This window comes from Vibrio sp. THAF190c (assembly GCF_009363355.1).
Taxonomy (GTDB): Bacteria; Pseudomonadota; Gammaproteobacteria; order Enterobacterales; family Vibrionaceae; genus Vibrio; species Vibrio fortis_A.
In genome coordinates this window covers 821765-838433 of record NZ_CP045339.1, presented here as the reverse complement: position 1 = coordinate 838433, position 16669 = coordinate 821765, and the positions used below count along the sequence as shown (strand labels likewise).

The 16669-nt window shown below is 46.0% G+C and carries 19 protein-coding genes; 16 read left to right on the top strand and 3 right to left on the bottom strand.

From position 1 onward, the window contains the following. The first annotated feature begins 1 nt into the window (after position 1). Entirely contained in the window at positions 2–1165 is a 1164-nt protein-coding gene (gene norW / locus FIV04_RS18750; protein ID WP_152470079.1) for an NADH:flavorubredoxin reductase NorW, read from the top strand. A 287-nt stretch (positions 1166–1452) separates the two neighbouring features. Here norW and gltS read toward each other — a convergent pair whose 3' ends face one another. Together gltS and FIV04_RS18740 are read right to left on the bottom strand one after the other, a co-directional pair. After that, on the bottom strand, positions 1453–2679 hold the full coding sequence (gltS, locus tag FIV04_RS18745) for a sodium/glutamate symporter (protein WP_032553627.1): 1227 nt from the start codon (positions 2677–2679) through the stop codon (positions 1453–1455). 314 nt (positions 2680–2993) lie between these two features. Further along, entirely contained in the window at positions 2994–3350 is a 357-nt protein-coding gene (locus FIV04_RS18740; protein ID WP_032553629.1) for a YibL family ribosome-associated protein, read from the bottom strand. Between the two features lie 178 nt (positions 3351–3528). Here FIV04_RS18740 and FIV04_RS18735 point away from each other — a divergent pair, with 178 nt between their 5' ends. Beyond that, complete coding sequence (locus FIV04_RS18735; RefSeq protein WP_152470078.1) at positions 3529–4329, top strand: DUF4344 domain-containing metallopeptidase; 801 nt, start codon at positions 3529–3531, stop codon at positions 4327–4329. Positions 4330–4355: 26 nt separating this feature from the next. Here the strand turns inward: FIV04_RS18735 and FIV04_RS18730 are convergent, their stop codons facing one another. After that, positions 4356–4742, bottom strand: coding sequence for a tautomerase family protein (locus tag FIV04_RS18730; protein ID WP_032553633.1), 387 nt, complete (start codon positions 4740–4742; stop codon positions 4356–4358). Positions 4743–5039: 297 nt separating this feature from the next. Between FIV04_RS18730 and FIV04_RS18725 the strand changes: the two genes are divergently transcribed. From FIV04_RS18725 to ahpC, 14 genes are all read left to right on the top strand, one after another. Then, complete coding sequence (locus FIV04_RS18725; RefSeq protein WP_152470077.1) at positions 5040–5609, top strand: LON peptidase substrate-binding domain-containing protein; 570 nt, start codon at positions 5040–5042, stop codon at positions 5607–5609. 83 nt (positions 5610–5692) lie between these two features. Beyond that, entirely contained in the window at positions 5693–6322 is a 630-nt protein-coding gene (locus FIV04_RS18720; RefSeq protein ID WP_032553635.1) for a sigma-70 family RNA polymerase sigma factor, read from the top strand. After that, positions 6315–7031, top strand: coding sequence for a ChrR family anti-sigma-E factor (locus FIV04_RS18715; RefSeq protein WP_152470076.1), 717 nt, complete (start codon positions 6315–6317; stop codon positions 7029–7031). The genes FIV04_RS18720 and FIV04_RS18715 overlap by 8 nt, the downstream gene beginning before the upstream one ends. Positions 7032–7103: 72 nt before the next feature. After that, positions 7104–8051: a DUF523 and DUF1722 domain-containing protein gene (locus FIV04_RS18710; RefSeq protein WP_152470075.1), complete on the top strand. Its 948-nt coding sequence runs from the start codon at positions 7104–7106 to the stop codon at positions 8049–8051. Continuing rightward, complete coding sequence (gene phrB / locus FIV04_RS18705) at positions 8048–9445, top strand: deoxyribodipyrimidine photo-lyase (RefSeq protein WP_152470074.1); 1398 nt, start codon at positions 8048–8050, stop codon at positions 9443–9445. The genes FIV04_RS18710 and phrB overlap by 4 nt, the downstream gene beginning before the upstream one ends. Before the next feature lie 28 nt (positions 9446–9473). Continuing rightward, on the top strand, positions 9474–9905 hold the full coding sequence (locus FIV04_RS18700; RefSeq protein WP_152470073.1) for a nuclear transport factor 2 family protein: 432 nt from the start codon (positions 9474–9476) through the stop codon (positions 9903–9905). A gap of 1 nt (position 9906) precedes the next feature. Then, positions 9907–10620: an SDR family NAD(P)-dependent oxidoreductase gene (locus tag FIV04_RS18695; protein WP_152470072.1), complete on the top strand. Its 714-nt coding sequence runs from the start codon at positions 9907–9909 to the stop codon at positions 10618–10620. 2 nt (positions 10621–10622) lie between these two features. Then, positions 10623–11876, top strand: coding sequence for an NAD(P)/FAD-dependent oxidoreductase (locus tag FIV04_RS18690; RefSeq protein ID WP_152470071.1), 1254 nt, complete (start codon positions 10623–10625; stop codon positions 11874–11876). Then, positions 11873–12766 carry a DUF1365 domain-containing protein gene (locus tag FIV04_RS18685; protein ID WP_152470070.1) on the top strand — a complete coding sequence of 298 codons (894 nt, stop codon included), beginning with the start codon at positions 11873–11875 and terminating at the stop codon, positions 12764–12766. Before FIV04_RS18690 ends, FIV04_RS18685 begins: the two co-directional genes overlap by 4 nt. 31 nt (positions 12767–12797) lie before the next feature. Beyond that, positions 12798–14078, top strand: coding sequence for a cyclopropane-fatty-acyl-phospholipid synthase family protein (locus tag FIV04_RS18680; RefSeq protein ID WP_152470069.1), 1281 nt, complete (start codon positions 12798–12800; stop codon positions 14076–14078). Further along, positions 14056–14580 (top strand): DUF2878 domain-containing protein, encoded by a 525-nt coding sequence (locus tag FIV04_RS26975; protein ID WP_172974285.1) that lies wholly within the window; start codon positions 14056–14058, stop codon positions 14578–14580. Before FIV04_RS18680 ends, FIV04_RS26975 begins: the two co-directional genes overlap by 23 nt. 3 nt (positions 14581–14583) lie before the next feature. Further along, positions 14584–15144: a chalcone isomerase family protein gene (locus FIV04_RS26970; RefSeq protein WP_172974284.1), complete on the top strand. Its 561-nt coding sequence runs from the start codon at positions 14584–14586 to the stop codon at positions 15142–15144. 15 nt (positions 15145–15159) lie between these two features. Continuing rightward, on the top strand, positions 15160–15681 hold the full coding sequence (locus FIV04_RS18670; RefSeq protein ID WP_152470068.1) for a DUF3833 domain-containing protein: 522 nt from the start codon (positions 15160–15162) through the stop codon (positions 15679–15681). Between the two features lie 267 nt (positions 15682–15948). After that, entirely contained in the window at positions 15949–16506 is a 558-nt protein-coding gene (gene ahpC / locus FIV04_RS18665; RefSeq protein WP_032550722.1) for an alkyl hydroperoxide reductase subunit C, read from the top strand. Positions 16507–16669: the final 163 nt, after the last annotated feature.

Below are 16669 nucleotides of genomic sequence, written 5' to 3'. Positions count from 1 at the left end.
CATGGCCCCCATCATTATTATCGGCAGCGGCTTCGCTGCCCTACAAACTATTAAAATGATACGAAATAGTGATACCGGACTGCCAATCACGGTCATCACTGCAGACCAGGGGGTTGAGTACAACAAACCAAGTCTGTCGCACGTGTTCAGTGAAAAGCAGTGTCCAAGTGATTTGGTCACACATACTGCAGAGCAGCTTGAGCAAAAGCATGGTGTATCCATGATCACCAATACGCGCGTCACCTCACTGGATACTGACGAACACATGCTGATCACTGAGCATGGCGAGCGCTATAGCTATTCCAAATTGGTGCTGGCAACCGGAGCGAATACCTTTGTGCCACCAGCATTAGCAGAGCATAAAGCCTCGCTGTTAACCATGAACAGTTTGCAAGAGTTCTCGCAAGGCCACGAGAGGCTTCAAACAGCTAATCGCGTTGCGGTCATCGGTGGCGGACTGATCGGAGTCGAGCTCGCACTCGATCTGCAATCATCAGGGAAACAGGTCACTATTGTAGAGCCTGCTCCATCACTACTGGCGAGTTTGCTGCCTAGGTTCATTGCTGGAGAATTGGAAAACGCTCTAAACGATGCAGGGGTGCGAATTAAAACCAACTTGCAGGCAGCTGAAATAGTGGATAACGAAGCCAACAAGACATTGTGGCTGGAGTCTCCGACATCGGCCGCCAATGAACAGAAACAATCCTTGGAAGTTGATGAGGTGATCGTTGCTGCTGGGCTTAAACCGAATATTGCGTTGGCTCAGCAAGCGGGTATCGTGACTCAACGCGGTATTTTGGTGGATGAACAGCTGCAGACCAGCGCAGCTGATGTCTATGCGATTGGTGATTGTGCCGAGATTGAAGGGCAAATACGCGCTTACTTACAACCAGCGATCTTGTCGGCCAACGTGCTCGCGAAGCAACTGCTTGGTCAATCGAGTAAACTCGCACTGCCGCACATGATGACCAAGGTAAAAACACCTAAATACCCGATCCTATTTTCTGGAAAGTTCGCAACAGACGCGCGTTGGGAGGCCAGCATCAAACCAACTGGCATCATTGCACGAGCGTTTGATGACAAAGATAAAATAGTGGGATTTGTTGTAACCGGTGAGGATTCATCTTCTTCCTTTAACCTGTTTCGCGAGCTACAAATCGCCTAGCTCTAACTAGCAACATAAGTAATAAGAAGATAAAAAAATGGGCTGTTCAAACCCAAGCCGAACAGCCCCACAACTAACTCAAGAAGAGCGATTCCGAGTTACAAATCTAATGAAGTTCTAAGGTAACATGGCTGGCGATATTGTGGTGTAAGTGCCTGTAAGCACTGCACTTAACAATCCCTTACTTTGTTACTAACTCCAAGTTCAGACCTACAAAAAAAGCTCCACGCGTAACGTGGAGCTTTTCTTTTAAAGGCCTGTCTAAAACAGTGACTGCAATTATTACATTAACCGATAAACGAGATGTAGCCTTGAAGGATGATCAAGTTAACGATGTCGATGAAGAACGCACCCACAATCGGCACCACCATGAAGGCTTGTGGCGATGGTCCAAATCGGTTCACCAGCGAGCCCATGTTCATAACCGCGGTTGGTGTTGCACCTAGGCCGAAGCCACAGTGGCCACCCGACATCACCGCAGCATCATAGTTTGAACCCATCACTTTGAATGTTACGAAGTACGAGAACAAACCCAGCACGACCGCTTGCACACTCAAGATCACCAAGAACGGGATTGCAAGGTCAAAGATATTCCATAGTTTTAGGCTCATCAATGCCATTGCTAAGAACAGAGAAAGCGACACTGTACCTAGAATATCAACCGTTTCACTGTCTGTTTTATGCAGTTTAGTGACTTCAAATACGTTGGTAATGAACACACCGATAAACAGCGCATAGACAAAGTCTGGAATCATCAGCCATTTGATTTCAAAGGTCGATACCCACTGCTCTAAGTACTTAGCACCAGTAATACAGATAAGAAGGATAAACAGAACTTCAATCACCTTCTTGGCTGTTACTTTGTCTTCTTCATACTCGTTGTACGTCACAAGTTCAGGGAAACGCTCATGGGTATGAGTGCCTGTACCGTACTCAGACTCTAAGCTGTTTTTATCGATAAGCTTCTGTGCAACTGGGCTACCAATCAAACCACCGATGATCAAACCAAAGGTCGCCGATGCCATTGCGATTTCAAGCGTATTAGCGATGCCGTAAGTATCAGCGAAGGTTTGAGACCAAGCCGCACCCGTTCCATGTCCACCAGATAGAGTAATCGAACCTGCGATGAGGCCCATCAGTGGGTCTAGCCCCAACCCCGTCGCCAAGGTTACGCCAACACCATTCTGAATAATGATGTACACCGACGCGACAGCAAGGAACAAGAACACCTTTGCGCCCCCTTTCATCAACTGGGTATAGTTCGCAGCTAGACCAACGGTTGCGAAAAACATCAGCATGAATGTGTTTTGCAACGGTAGAGAGAACTCTAGATCAATGCCGTTGAAATGAAGGCCTGTGATTGCAAGCGCTACGATTAAGCCGCCGACAATGGGTTCTGGGATATTGTACTTTTTAAGAACCGGGAGCTTTGCGTTTACAAAATGGCCTAGAAACAAAACGCTAATCGCGATTAGGAAAGATTCTAGTGGCCCTATTGAAATTAAATGATTCATATCACCTCTATATTTTTACGTTCCTCATCTTCCCTAATGAGTCTAGTTTTATCTGTAGTTTTGGTGCTGCTCTACCTGTGTTTATGCAAATGGTGAGATAGTGAGTTTAGAAAACGCTCCACAATAGTGTGAAAGACAACCAAGATGTTAGTACTAGGTCAATTTAAGCGAGGTCTAGGGTATTTTGTGACCGCAATCACCTCGAAAAATTCACTATGACATTTGGAAACTTTTAACGTTAACTATCGTTCTGGAAACCTAAAAAAGCAAAAAGGAGCTATTGATAGCTCCTCTTTCATTACCAGCGTAGGTAATTAGAATTTTTTCGGTGCGTAACCAGTCATAACCTCTAGACGAAGTTCTTTACCGATCTTCGTCATTGGGTGAACAACTACGAGTCCCTTTACAGACTTTTTCAGTTTACCCATGTCCGCTTGCTCAGCTTTAGTAATTTCACGGCTAAAAGGCATATCTAGCAGTGCTTTACGCTCTTTGTTTACATCGTAGCTTTGCTTGTGTTTAAGCTGTGCGATTTTCTTGGTTAGCTTTTTGATTTCGTCTTCAAATTGACGAACAACTGGACGATCATTACGAGCCTTAGCAGCCGCTAACTTGTGGCGACACTTGTCTAGACGGTTGTTAATTTGTTGAAGTTCGTTTTTAGCACTCATAATAATTTCCTAAAATTAAGCAAGCCAATGCGGATTGGGGCGCGGAGTATAGCACAAGGGTTAACGCGAACCGAAATTTATCTTCGAAATACACACGAAGCTAAATATAGCCTACACTGACAAACGATCAATGGGCTCAAAATCCTCAACTAAAACGCCCCCAGAATAGGACAGCACTATGCAAAACATTGGGAAGACTGTGATTAGCAGTGGTATCGCATGCGCATTACTTGCCACGACTTATGTGTCAGCCGAAACAACGCCTCTTCAAAACGTAACGATTAAATATCAAACGCCAGCCAACGCATTAGAATCTGAGCTAAAAACGGCTATCGAAAACAGTGGCGTAAACGATACTCTGGTTGACCTCTCTGAGCAGCTTTTCCCGTTCAATTCTCCGCTTGTGGTCGAATACGGTGGTGAAGAAGGCCCACTTTACGATCCCAGCACGCATACGATTCACATGCCGTATCAGTTCTATTCTGAGTCTGTAAACTATTTCGAGAAAAACAAGTATCAAGAGAAGTACGACAAAACAGCGGAAGCAGGCGCGGTCGACACCGTACTTCACACCTTGTTGCACGAAGCGGCACACGCCTATATCGCTGACCAAAACATCCCGATTCTGGGAAAAGAAGAAGATGCGGCCGATAACTTCGCGACCCTGTTATTGATTGATTACGTTGAACACGGAGCTGATGCTGCGATCAGTGCCGCTGACCTGTTTGCTTATGAGTCGGAAGATCGACCTGAATATTACGACCTCGGCGAATACATCGATGAACACAGCTTTGATCTACAGCGCTACTTCTCCACTTTATGCTTGGTGTACGGAAGCGATCCAGACAGCCACCGCAACCTGCTTGATGAAGTCGAAAAAGACTATCTAAAAGACCGTAAAGAGTTTTGTGTCGAGCACTATCAAATCATGAGCGAAAACTGGCATCGTTACCTAAGCGTTGCAGAACCAGAAGCTTAGTATTTATCGTTCTCGCAAGAGCACCATCAAACGTTGATTTTGTATTTTAAATCCTGAGCCTCATCACCCGTCATACCGCGAAAGCCCCAGCAGTGTGACGGCTGCTCCTTGATGGTGATCTCGATATCAATCGGTGATAAGCCCAACTGTCGCTCAGCTTCGTTGAAGATCGTTTTGATAAGGCGCTTTTTGGTCTCGACCGTGCGCCCCTCCATCATGTTGATCTCGATAACAGTGTAAGCCTCGGTACGACCTTGAGGAAAAAAGAAGTCTTCTTTGTCTAACGGGACAAAACGGTGGGCACGTTTGTCATCTGGCAAGCCTAGCTCTCGATTTAAACATAGCTGTAAAAGGTCCGACAGCTGCTGTTTGATTGGGTTTATGTGTTCCTTGATTCCGTAAATCACAATCATGACCATTCCTTGGGTTTTCTATGATTTGAGCTCATTCAACGAATTTTCACTTGATACGCATAGGTATCAACCGCCTTACATATACTACTCAAAATTCCCCTCTATAGAGAGTGCCATTGTTGTTTTTCTAGACAGCTCTAACAGAAAGCGTATTTGTCTTTAACTCTTCATGAACTGAAGCGTGTGGCAGTTTGATCGAAAGTAAATTGCGTAGCGTATAGCTATCACAACCAATCTTCACGAATCACAGAAAGTTTGGTGTTTGATACATTTTTATTTTTTTGGGGCACACTTTCTATGGAAACAAAAACCGACTACGCAATATTCCCATTGCCACTCTTTATTCTCCCCGGCGGTCGACAACGCCTGAGAATTTTCGAGCAAAAATATCTGACCATGGTAGCGCACGCTGCTCAGGGAGACGGTTTTGTCATAGCTAGCCACGATAACCGCAATAACAGTCCACTTAAAGATTGGGGGACTAAAGTAAAAATCGTCGACTTCAACCTCTCAGACGACAAGTTACTGGAAATCGATGTGGAAGGTGAGTCATTGGTTAGACTCTTCAACACTCGAAGAGATGACACGGGCCTTTTGAAAGCAGACTTTGAGACACTTCCTCATTGGCCGACTCTGGATTGTCAGCTTCCGCCAGTATTCAGTAATTTTCTAGTTCAGCTTTTTAGAGAACACGACGCGATCAGAGAACTCTACCCGCACACTAATTTCGAAGATCCACAATGGATTTGTGCACGTTTATTGGAGGTGATGCCGCTTCCGATCGAGAAGAAAGTGCGCTTCACTTCGCCATCCAGCTTCCCAGCTTTGGTTCCTTTTTTAAATCAAATAATTACTGGTAACGACTAGCTCAAAATTTTTTTCTTTTTGTTTGATCTAATCATCACTTTCCTCCGTATATGTGCTCAAACCCGGATGAAGGTTAGTCTATTATGCAATTAGGTAAAGTAAAAAACGAAAAAGCCAAGGAGTCTGTCATCGTACCAGACAGTAAAGTGCCGCCAGAGTTATCTAGCTGGCTAGTTTTAGTTGCATCTCATCGAGACAAACAGGCATTCACGCGCCTGTTTCAGTTCTTCGCACCCAAGATAAAACGTTTTGGTATTAACAAACTGGGGAGTGAAGCTTCCGCCAACGAGCTGGTACAAGACACCATGACTAACGTATGGAAAAAGGCGCATCTCTACAATAGCGAGAAAGGCGCTGCAACTACTTGGGTGTATACGGTAATGCGCAACGCTGCTTTTGACATGTTGCGTAAAGTGAAAGCCAAAGCAGAGCAGAATGTCGCGGACGATATCTGGCCGATCGATGCTGCACTGTCCGAAGCAAGCGATGATGAAAGCGAATACAGTGACCATCTTATGAGTCGCCATGTACGCAATCAAATAGACAAGCTGCCTCCAGCGCAGCGAACCATTGTTGAAGGGGTTTATTATCAAGAGCTGTCTCAAGAACAATTGGCGCAGCAACTCGGAGTGCCACTCGGCACAGTGAAATCAAGACTGAGACTCGCACTCGCCAAGTTGAAGCTTCATATGGGGGAACAGAACCATGATTAAACATCACCCAACAGCAGAAATACTCAGAGACTTCGTCACTGGTGAACTTCCTGATTCTCTCTCATTGATCGTATCAAGCCATGTAGAGATGTGTGAACAGTGCCAGGCTGAGGTTATGCGCCTTACCGAACTTGCAGCAACTGATAGCTTTGGCTCGGAAGAAGTTATTGCTGACGAGCTGATTGAGAACCAGGTCAATGCGGTACTTCACGGTAACGATGACGATATCCAAGCAGACTTCGACATGAGCCTTATCGATATGATCACAGCTGATGAACAGCTGGCTAGCATCGATGCTACTGAAGACCATTCACCGCAGCTGGTGAAAGTCGCTGACGCGGAATTTGAATTGCCACGAGCACTTAATCAAGTGGTGAGGAAAGATTGGCTCAATCTAGGCAAGATCTCCCGCGCACGTCTCGACTTTGAAGATGGCGATCATCACACTAGCCTACTGCACATCGATAAAGAAGGCGCCGTGCCTTGCCACACTCACAAAGGTTTTGAGATTACCTTGCTTTTAGAAGGCAGTTTTGAAGACGAGATGGGCGAATATCATAAAGGCGATTTTATCTGGTTAGATGGTGAACATACGCACCAACCTTTTACTAAGGAAGGTTGTGTGTGCCTAACGGTTTCAAGCGATGCTCTATACTTTACGAAAGGTGTGAGTCAGTTGTTTAACCCAATTGGCAAGTTCATTTATTAGTGATTGAAAAACATTAATAAATATACCATTTTATATACAACGTCTTGAGTAATGTTTATAAGGATTTGACCTATGGACAAAAAAATAAAAATCGGTATCAGCGCTTGTGTTGCAGGACACAAGGTTAGATTCGATACAGGTCATAAACGCTCTCGTTTCTGCACTGACGATCTGGCTGACTATGTTGAGTTAGAGCCAGTGTGCCCGGAAATGGGAGTGGGGCTTCCAACGCCTCGCCCAACGATTCGTCAGACCAGAATGCTAGACGACGTCATCCATGTGTCTCGCCCAGATGGTACTGGTGATGTCACTAATGAGCTGATCGAATATGGGCAAAACTACGCAAAAAATAACGAACACATTGCGGGCTTTATTGTGTGTCAAAAAAGCCCGACCTGCGGTATGGAACGTGTGAAGGTCTATCACCATCACGGTCGCGGCTCAGAATCGACAGGCATTGGTATGTTTACCAAGCAGCTAATGGATCATAACCCATTGTTGCCGATCGAAGAGAACGGCCGTTTGAACGACCCAATTCTTCGCGAAAACTTCATGACTCGTGTGTTTACGTACCAGAAATGGCTCGACTTGGTTGATGAAGGCATCACTAAGCACAAGTTGATTCAGTTCCACAGCGTTCACAAATACCTAGTTATGTGCCACCACGTTGAAGGCTACAAAGAACTCGGCCAACTATTGGGTGAAAGTGATTTAGAGATCAATGAGCTAGCTGAACGCTATATTGAGGGTCTAATGACGGCACTGCAACACCATGCTAACCGTGGTACGCATGCTAACACACTTCAGCACTTACAAGGTTACTTCAAGAAGCAACTTAGCAGCACTCATAAGCAAGAGCTGTCGCGACAAATCAACGATTTCCGTGAAGGCACTATCCCATTGTTGGTGCCACTTACGCTGATTAATCACTATTTGATGGAGTACCCAAACGAGTACTTACAGTCGCAGGTTTATCTAAACCCGCACCCACAAGAACTTAAGTTGAGATACGGATATTGAGCACTCTACTCTGGATACGACGCGATCTACGCGTTCATGACAATCCAGCTTTGGTCTCTGCAATTGAAAACGGCGCTACCCACGCCGTTTTTATTTCTACACCTAAACAGTGGCAACAACACCATTTAGCGCCGATCAAAGCTGACTTCATATACCGCCACCTAACCTTGCTATCAGAACAACTCGCGTCATTTGGCATTGAGCTCGTTCACCTGAAAGCCTCCGACTTTGACGATCAAGCAAGCACCCTAGCCAACTACTGCCTCGAGCACAACATCACCCAAGTACTGGCTAACTCTGAGCCAGAAGTGGACGAACAACAGAGAGATGAAGCAGTACGAGCCCTCGACATCACGTTGACCACCTTTGACTGTGACGTCATTGTTCCTGTTGGACGAGTTCTCAATCAACAGGGGGAGATGTTTAAGGTATTTACCCCATTCAAAAAAGCGTGGCTCAAGTATGTTCAAGCTTCTGGTATAGACTGCGCACCCTATCCGAAGGTTGCTTCAGAAAGTCCGCAACCAGAACTACAAACCTTTTCGAGAGAATACGACTTTGATTTCCCGAGAGAAGACTCTTCACGTTGGCCGTTAGCCGACGATGTGCTAGGTCAAGTAGTACCTCAGTTTCTTGCAGAAAAGCTCTACCAATACGCGAACAATAGAGACATTCCATCCATAAAGGGAACCTCTGGCTTATCTCCTTATCTTGCCATTGGCGCGATTAGCCCTCGCTGGTTGGCGATTCAATTGATTCAAGAACACCCAGAACTTCTGGTCGATACCCAGTGCGCTGAGTTCTCTTGGCTCAACGAGCTGATCTGGCGCGACTTCTATAAACACCTGATCTTCCACCATCCGAGGTTAGTGAAAGGCGAGAACTTCCAAGAAAAATACAACGGACTCACCTGGCACAACAATCAAGAAGATTTCCAACGCTGGTGTGAAGGGAAAACCGGTTACCCACTGGTTGATGCAGCAATGCGCCAACTACTCGAAACAGGGTGGATGCACAACCGTCTACGAATGGTCGTCGCCAGCTTCTTAACTAAGCACTTGTTGATTGATTGGCGATGGGGCGAGCGCTTCTTTATGGAGCACCTGATTGATGGTGATTACAGTGCCAACAATGGCGGATGGCAGTGGGCTGCAAGCACCGGCTGTGATGCGCAGCCTTACTTTAGGATTTTCAACCCGATAACTCAGAGTGAAAAGTTTGATCCTAAAGGAGTTTTCATCCGTAAATATCTTCCAGAGCTGCAAAACATTCCCGATAGAGACGTGCATTTTCCGCACACATTTATCACCAAGAGTGGACATGACAGTCGTTATTGGGGACCTATCGTTGAACACAAAGAAGCGCGGTTAAGGGCCCTAGATTTTTACAAATAGCACGATAGACGGAAGTGAGAGTGAACCCATGGAAAATTCACGATGGCTAGATAATTTTCTTGATATGTATAGGCAGCTGGGTACTGAAGACTTTGGTGCATTACAGGATGTATACCACCAGCAGGTTGAATTCAAAGATCCACTTCATCAAGTAAACGGGTTGGACGCACTAACTCGTTACTTCGAGAACATCTACACCAATGTTGCCAGCTGTAACTTTACGATCATCAGTGCGTTCGAGTCTGGCGAAGAAGCCGCCGTTTACTGGTCTATGGAATTTACCCACAAACAGCTTAATGGACGCAAGCCGATTACCGTTGAGGGACACTCTCACCTTCAAATGAAAGACGACCTTGTGATTTATCACAGAGACTATCTCGACGTGGGATCCATGCTTTACGAGCACATTCCAGTTCTTGGCTGTGCAATCAAGTCCATCAAGCGCAGAGCGAGTCAATAACATGAGAATTCTTATCACAGGCGCAACCTCAGGTATCGGTCAAGACCTAGCAATCAAATACGCTCAACTTGGACATTCAGTCATCGCTTGTGGTCGTAGCCAAGAAAAGCTCGATTCGCTAACCAATGAGCAAGATAATATTGATCCGCTTTGCTTTGATCTTCTGGACTACGAAAATTACCCAGACCTGACTTCAGATGAACCATTAGATATGGTCATATTGAACGCTGGGGATTGCGAGTATATTGATGACCCAGTCAACTTTGACGCTAAGCTATTTGAACGCGTCATCAACATTAACCTGATCTCAATTGGCTACGCCCTAGAGGCTTGGCTGAGATGTATAAAGCCAGCGGGCAGAGTCGTTCTAGTGAGCTCCAGTGCAGGCTTTTTGCCATTACCAAGAGCTGAAGCCTATGGAGCGTCAAAGGCTGCATTGACCTATTTAGGCAGAACGCTGGCTGTCGACCTAGCAGCACACAATATTCACGTTTCTATCGTTCATCCTGGTTTCGTAGATACACCACTAACCGAGCGAAATACGTTCGCTATGCCTATGATTATAAGTAGCGAACAAGCCGTTCAAAGAATCATCAGTGGACTCGAACAAGGAAAGAGCGAAGTAGATTTTCCTCGCAGGTTTATCTTCATCATGAAGTGCTTGCGATTTTTACCCAAGTCGGTTTGGCATAAGCTTGCCTCAAGGATGGTATAACAATGAAAAAGATTGCCATTATTGGCTCCGGTATCTCCGGACTCACTTGCGCACACGTATTAGATAAACACCACGACATCACGGTTTTTGAGAAAAATGACTATGTAGGCGGGCACACAGCCACTGTCGATATTGAACACCAAGGCAAGGCATTTTCTATCGACACTGGCTTCATTGTTTTTAATGACCGCACCTATCCTAATTTCAACAAGCTGCTCGAACAGCTTGGCGTCGATCGTCAGGAAACAGAGATGAGCTTCAGTGTTCACAACACTGGTACTCAGTTTGAGTACAACGGTCACAGCATCAATTCACTGTTCGCTCAGCGCAGCAACATCTTAAAGCCGCAGTTTTGGACCCTGATTCTTGAGATCATCAAATTCAACAAACTGTGCAAGGAACGCTTTCAAAACCATCAGTTTACCGAAGATGAAACCTTGGGCGATTTCCTAAATCACTACCGCTTTTCAGACTTTTTCAGCCAACACTACATACTTCCTATGGGTGCGGCTATTTGGTCCACCAGCCTAGAAGAGATGGAACAATTCGAACTTAAGTTCTTTATCCAATTCTTTTTCAACCACGGGTTACTCGATATCACCAATAGGCCGCAATGGTATGTGATTCCAAAAGGTTCACGCTCCTACGTCGATGTTATTCTATCTCGCCTATCTAAACCCGTTCAGCTCAACAGCCACATCAAGCAGGTGACCCGCTATGAAAGTGAAGTCGCTATCGAATTTGAATCTGGTGACATACAGATTTTTGATGAAGTGATCTTCGCATGTCACTCTGACCAAGCTCTGGCGCTACTCGGTGACGCGACTGAACAAGAGAAAACGGTATTGGGTGAAATCCCATACAGCCGCAATGAAGTGGTGCTTCACACCGATACTAAGTTACTACCGGATCGCAAGCTAGCGTGGGCGAGTTGGAACTACATGTTAGATGGCAACAGCAAGCGACCAGCCTGTGTCACCTACAACATGAACATTTTGCAAGGGATTGAAGACGATTCCACCTTCTGTGTCACCCTCAACCAGAGCGATGCCATTAACCCAGATAAGATCATTCGTCAGTTTGTCTACCATCACCCAGTGCTTAACTCCAATACCGTTCAAGCGCAGCAGCAGCGTGAAACCATGTGTGGGCACAATCGCACTCATTTTGCGGGTGCGTACTGGTACAACGGCTTCCATGAAGATGGTGTGCGTAGTGCACTCGACGTGACCAAACGCTTTGGACTAGAACTATGAGCACGGTAACTCGCCACTTTGATGAAAACACCGAACGCAGTGGCATCTACTGGGGCAACGTAAGGCACCGCCGTTTCGGTGCCATTACCCACGAGTTTAGCTATCAGCTGTATATGATGGGACTTGATTTGGATGAGATCGAGCAGACAACAGCGCGTAGCTTGGTCTTCGGTACCCGTTGGTTCAACCCCATTCGCTTTGTTGAGACAGATTATGTTCCGGAGAAGACATTCAACGGAGATGAGTCTTTAGGCAATCATGAATCGCAAATCAATGATAAAACGTCAAATAGCTATAAAACACAAAACAGCATTGAACCAAAAACTCTAAAGCAGCGTATAGCTCTCAAAGTGAAATCACTGGGCGGTCAATGGAGCGAATCCAACCGTGTCACCATGCTCGCACAGTGCCGTTGTTTCGGGATTTATTTTAGCCCAATCAACTGCTTCTTTTGCTTTGACGAAAATTTGGAGTGCCGTTACATGCTGGCTGAGGTAAGCAACACTCCTTGGCGTGAACGACACTATTATTTGATAGACATGCAGCAAGAGTTGAAGGCGAAGAAAGACTTCCACGTGTCACCATTTATGGATTTAGACATGACGTACCATTGGAAGATCAAGCCTCCATCACGCCGCACTTTAGTCCACATTGAAAATCATAGGGACGAGGAATATCCCGGAGACAAGAAGGTATTTGACGCCACTTTGGCACTCGAAAAACAACCGATGAAAGCCAGTGATATACGACAAACACTGATTCGAACTCCGGCCATGACCACTAAGGTTGTGCTAGGCATTTATTATCAGGCTTTGAAACTGTTCATTAAAAAGGTGCCCTTTATCTCGCACCCAAACTCAGTTTCCAAGCCACCACAATACAAGAATTAACTAAGACGAGAATTTTCTCAGCGAGGTCTACATGGAACAGCTTGCCAAACAAAATCACAACATCAAGCAGCAGCCTCAAACCGCAGTGCTGAACAAAAACTGTAAGTATCGAAGCCTTATTTTCACTATTCTGGAACGCTTACAGGGAGCCCAGCTCGAAGTCATCGAAGGAGATGAGCATTCAATATTTGGTGACCGAGAAGCCAACCTTCACGCCGAGATTGTCATTCACGATTCTAGTTTCTTTAAAGACGTTGTCCTCAACGGCAGTATTGGCGCTTCAGAGGCGTACATTGACGGCAAATGGACAAGTCCACACCTAACTCGTGTCATTCAAATCATGGCTCGCAACCAACAGCAACTCGACGAGCTAGATGACAAGACACAGTGGCTATCCAAGATTAAAAACTTATTCTTGAGAAAGCAGAACGCCAATACAGAGCAAGGCTCGAAGCGTAACATCCTGGCTCACTACGATATTGGCAATGAGCTTTACGAACGCTTCCTAGACCCATCAATGCAATACTCTTCAGCCATTTACAGTGAACAAGCTACCCAGCTCGCAGACGCTCAGCAAAATAAGATGCGTACCATTTGTGAACGCTTAGAGTTAACAGAAGAAGACAGCGTGGTTGAGATAGGCACTGGATGGGGTGGACTGGCGATATTTATGGCGCAAAACTACGGCTGCCACGTTACAACCACGACTATCTCTGATGCTCAGCACGAACTTGCCAAGCAGCGCATTGAGGCCCTTGGACTAAGCGACAAGATTACTCTGCTTAAAGAGGACTATCGCAACCTATCAGGCCAATACGACAAGCTGGTATCTATCGAGATGATTGAAGCGGTTGGTCATGAATTTCTACAAACCTTCTTTACTACCTGCTCTCAGCTTCTCAAGCCAACAGGCAAGATGTTGATACAAGCGATCACCATCGCAGATGGGCGTTATGAGAAATACCGTAAAGGGGTCGATTTCATTCAGAAATATATCTTCCCAGGCGGCTGTCTACCCTCTGTTGCTGTCATGACGGGTCACCTTGCACAGAGCACCGATCTTGTCGTCCAAGAAATTGACGACATCGGCTTACACTACGCGCGCACGCTAAACGATTGGAATGTCGCGTTTGAGCAGAGCTGGGATGAACTGCACAGCCTAGGGTATTCAGAAGAGTTCAAGCGATTGTGGACCTTCTATTTCTGCTACTGCGAAGGCGCCTTCCTTGAACGCGTGATCAGCACTCATCACATTGTGGCGCGTAAGCCTCGCTACTATGGAGCAAAAGATGAAACGGTTCTGGATTATTAACCTTGTTCTGTTTCAAGCCACTTGGGTAAGCAGTGCTTTCTTTACCGAGCAAGCCGTCTTTATAGCGCCACTATTGGTGGCGCTGCATTTTCTTCTTTCACCCACTCGTCGTGACGACCTCAGAGTTTTACTCTTGCTACCAATCGGTCTGCTTCTCGATAGCTTAATGATTGGTCTTGGCGCCTTTTCAGCACACCCAAATATCGCTAACCAAACTTGGTTCCCGGTGTGGCTCGCCTGCTTATGGGTGATGTTCTTAATCAGCTTTAACCATAGCCTCAATTGGCTAATGAAATGTCCGAAAGTGATCCTCATTCTCCTCGGCTTCGTAGGAGGTACTAGTAGCTACTGGGGCGGCATCAAGGCAGGTGCGCTTCAGTCCACATGGCCAGATGTGTGGGTGTTATCCACGCTTGCAGTCAGTTGGGGGTTAGTAATTCCCTTGTTAGTGGTCGGCTACTCGTATCTAAACAAGCCTAATATGGCGGAGACAACGAGGTGACTTATGGCTTATTCATCACAGGGTCGTGCTAAAGCTCAGCGCCACCCTCATTCGCAATGGAAGCGTTACTTACTGTCAGCGCTTGCAACCCTGTTTGCGTGCAGTGCACTTATCTTCCACAACGCCGCTAACGCCTCTCCCGTCGGTGATTTGAATAAGCAGGGCGAGGGAGAGATGACTTATCTCTTTTGGACCCTCTACAACGCTGAGCTGTACACCACACCTACTCGCTCAGAGCAAGCACTGAAAATCGAATACTACCGCGACATTGATAGCAAAGATCTAGTCGATGCAACGCAGGATCAGTGGGAAAAACTGGGCTACTCAGACAGTAAAATTAAGAGCTGGATCGCTCCACTCTACGAAATGTGGCCGAACGTAAAACAGGGCAGCACTCTGACCATTCGCGTTTCAGAAAACCAGCAGAGCCAATTCTATTTCGACGAACAACCTATCGGCACCATTACCGATACCCAATTTGGACAAGCCTTTCTCTCTATCTGGCTGTCAGAAAACACGTCGGAACCGAAACTCCGCCAGCAGTTGTTAGGTCTCAATAAATAAAACAGGACACAATGAATGAAAACAGGATGGCTTCTTTTACTTTGCTCTCTTCTAATAGGGTGTGGCTCTGCCAATTTATCCGAACATACGGGCACCACACCTGAACTCAAGCTCGAACAGTTCTTCGACGGCGACCTCATCGCTTATGGCATGGTGCTCGATCGCTCTGGTAATCTACTGCGACGTTTTGAAGCGGATTTAGTGGCAGAGTGGCAAGGCGAACAGGGTGAAATCAAAGAGTGGTTTCGCTTCGCAGATGGTGAACGTTCAACTCGAGTCTGGAAGCTGGTTAAAACTGGCGATAACACCTACACAGGCACAGCAGGAGACGTAATAGGGGAAGCATATGGTGAAACTCAAGGCTCTGCCCTTTACTGGAAATACACGCTAGAAATCGAAGTCGACGGTTCAATGTATGAAGTCACGCTAGATGACTGGATGTTTTTAATGGACGACAAGCGCCTGTTCAACAAAACCGAAATGTCCAAGTTCGGTTTCAAGGTCGGCGAAGTCATACTGTTTATCGAAAAACGCTAGCCGTCCATAGCAACAGATTACACAAGCCTCGACTCACTCTTTGAGTCGAGGCTTTCTGTTTCCGTCATCTCAAATCAACCTTCACAGCGCTGATTGAACTTACCTATCACTAGATTTACCTTTCAATAGCTTTTGCCTTTCATACTTGATAGCTATCTCCTATTAGAACAATAGAAACGTCCGAATTTACCCTCTGAGCCTGTCGAGGCAATATATCTCCATCGACGCAAGGCAGCGTCAAAACAACAAATTAAAGAGAGTAAAATCATGATCAACACAGAAATCAAACCATTCAACGCAACGGCATTCAAAAACGGCGAATTCGTAGAAATCTCAGAGCAAGACGTGAAAGGTAAGTGGGCAGTATTCTTTTTCTACCCAGCAGATTTTACTTTCGTATGTCCTACTGAACTTGTAGACCTACAAGAGAAATACGCAGAGCTTCAGTCTCGTGGCGTGGAAGTTTACTCAGTATCAACTGACACACACTTCTCTCACAAAGCATGGCACGACACTTCTGACAAAATCGGTACTATCGAGTACTTCATGGTAGGCGACCAAACTGGCACTATCACAAACAACTTCAACGTAATGCGTGAAGGTCAAGGCCTAGCAGACCGCGCTACGTTCCTAATCGACCCAGAAGGTGTTATCCAAGCAATGGAAATCACTGCTGAAGGCATCGGTCGTGACGCTGAAGACCTACTACGCAAAGTTAAAGCGGCTCAGTACGTTGCAAACAACCCAGGTGAAGTTTGCCCAGCTAAATGGAAAGAAGGCGAAGAGACTCTAGCGCCATCTCTAGACCTAGTAGGTAAGATCTAAGCATCTGCTAACCCGTTCTACAGGCGTGCCTTAGCCTGCCTCCTAAAGGGCTTTGGCGCGCCGCTTTAATTCTCAAAACCACATCCATGCGATGTGGTTTTTTGTTTTTATTCAATACTTTGGGTCGCCTTGATGGCTTTAATAAGTTTTTCCAATTATCGAT

Bases quoted from the DNA above. Each gene is read 5' to 3' on its own strand.
- FIV04_RS18700 (WP_152470073.1), top strand. From the start codon at position 9,474: ATGGAAAATTCACGATGGCTAGATAATTTTCTTGATATGTATAGGCAG.
- FIV04_RS18735 (WP_152470078.1), top strand. From the start codon at position 3,529: ATGCAAAACATTGGGAAGACTGTGATTAGCAGTGGTATCGCATGCGCA.
- gltS (WP_032553627.1), bottom strand. From the start codon at position 2,679: ATGAATCATTTAATTTCAATAGGGCCACTAGAATCTTTCCTAATCGCG.
- FIV04_RS18725 (WP_152470077.1), top strand. From the start codon at position 5,040: ATGGAAACAAAAACCGACTACGCAATATTCCCATTGCCACTCTTTATT.
- FIV04_RS18670 (WP_152470068.1), top strand. From the start codon at position 15,160: ATGAAAACAGGATGGCTTCTTTTACTTTGCTCTCTTCTAATAGGGTGT.
- FIV04_RS18740 (WP_032553629.1), bottom strand. From the start codon at position 3,350: ATGAGTGCTAAAAACGAACTTCAACAAATTAACAACCGTCTAGACAAG.
- FIV04_RS18685 (WP_152470070.1), top strand. From the start codon at position 11,873: ATGAGCACGGTAACTCGCCACTTTGATGAAAACACCGAACGCAGTGGC.
- FIV04_RS18690 (WP_152470071.1), top strand. From the start codon at position 10,623: ATGAAAAAGATTGCCATTATTGGCTCCGGTATCTCCGGACTCACTTGC.
- ahpC (WP_032550722.1), top strand. From the start codon at position 15,949: ATGATCAACACAGAAATCAAACCATTCAACGCAACGGCATTCAAAAAC.
- FIV04_RS18680 (WP_152470069.1), top strand. From the start codon at position 12,798: ATGGAACAGCTTGCCAAACAAAATCACAACATCAAGCAGCAGCCTCAA.
- norW (WP_152470079.1), top strand. From the start codon at position 2: ATGGCCCCCATCATTATTATCGGCAGCGGCTTCGCTGCCCTACAAACT.
- FIV04_RS18715 (WP_152470076.1), top strand. From the start codon at position 6,315: ATGATTAAACATCACCCAACAGCAGAAATACTCAGAGACTTCGTCACT.
- FIV04_RS26975 (WP_172974285.1), top strand. From the start codon at position 14,056: ATGAAACGGTTCTGGATTATTAACCTTGTTCTGTTTCAAGCCACTTGG.
- FIV04_RS18720 (WP_032553635.1), top strand. From the start codon at position 5,693: ATGCAATTAGGTAAAGTAAAAAACGAAAAAGCCAAGGAGTCTGTCATC.
- FIV04_RS18730 (WP_032553633.1), bottom strand. From the start codon at position 4,742: ATGATTGTGATTTACGGAATCAAGGAACACATAAACCCAATCAAACAG.
- FIV04_RS18710 (WP_152470075.1), top strand. From the start codon at position 7,104: ATGGACAAAAAAATAAAAATCGGTATCAGCGCTTGTGTTGCAGGACAC.
- FIV04_RS26970 (WP_172974284.1), top strand. From the start codon at position 14,584: ATGGCTTATTCATCACAGGGTCGTGCTAAAGCTCAGCGCCACCCTCAT.
- FIV04_RS18695 (WP_152470072.1), top strand. From the start codon at position 9,907: ATGAGAATTCTTATCACAGGCGCAACCTCAGGTATCGGTCAAGACCTA.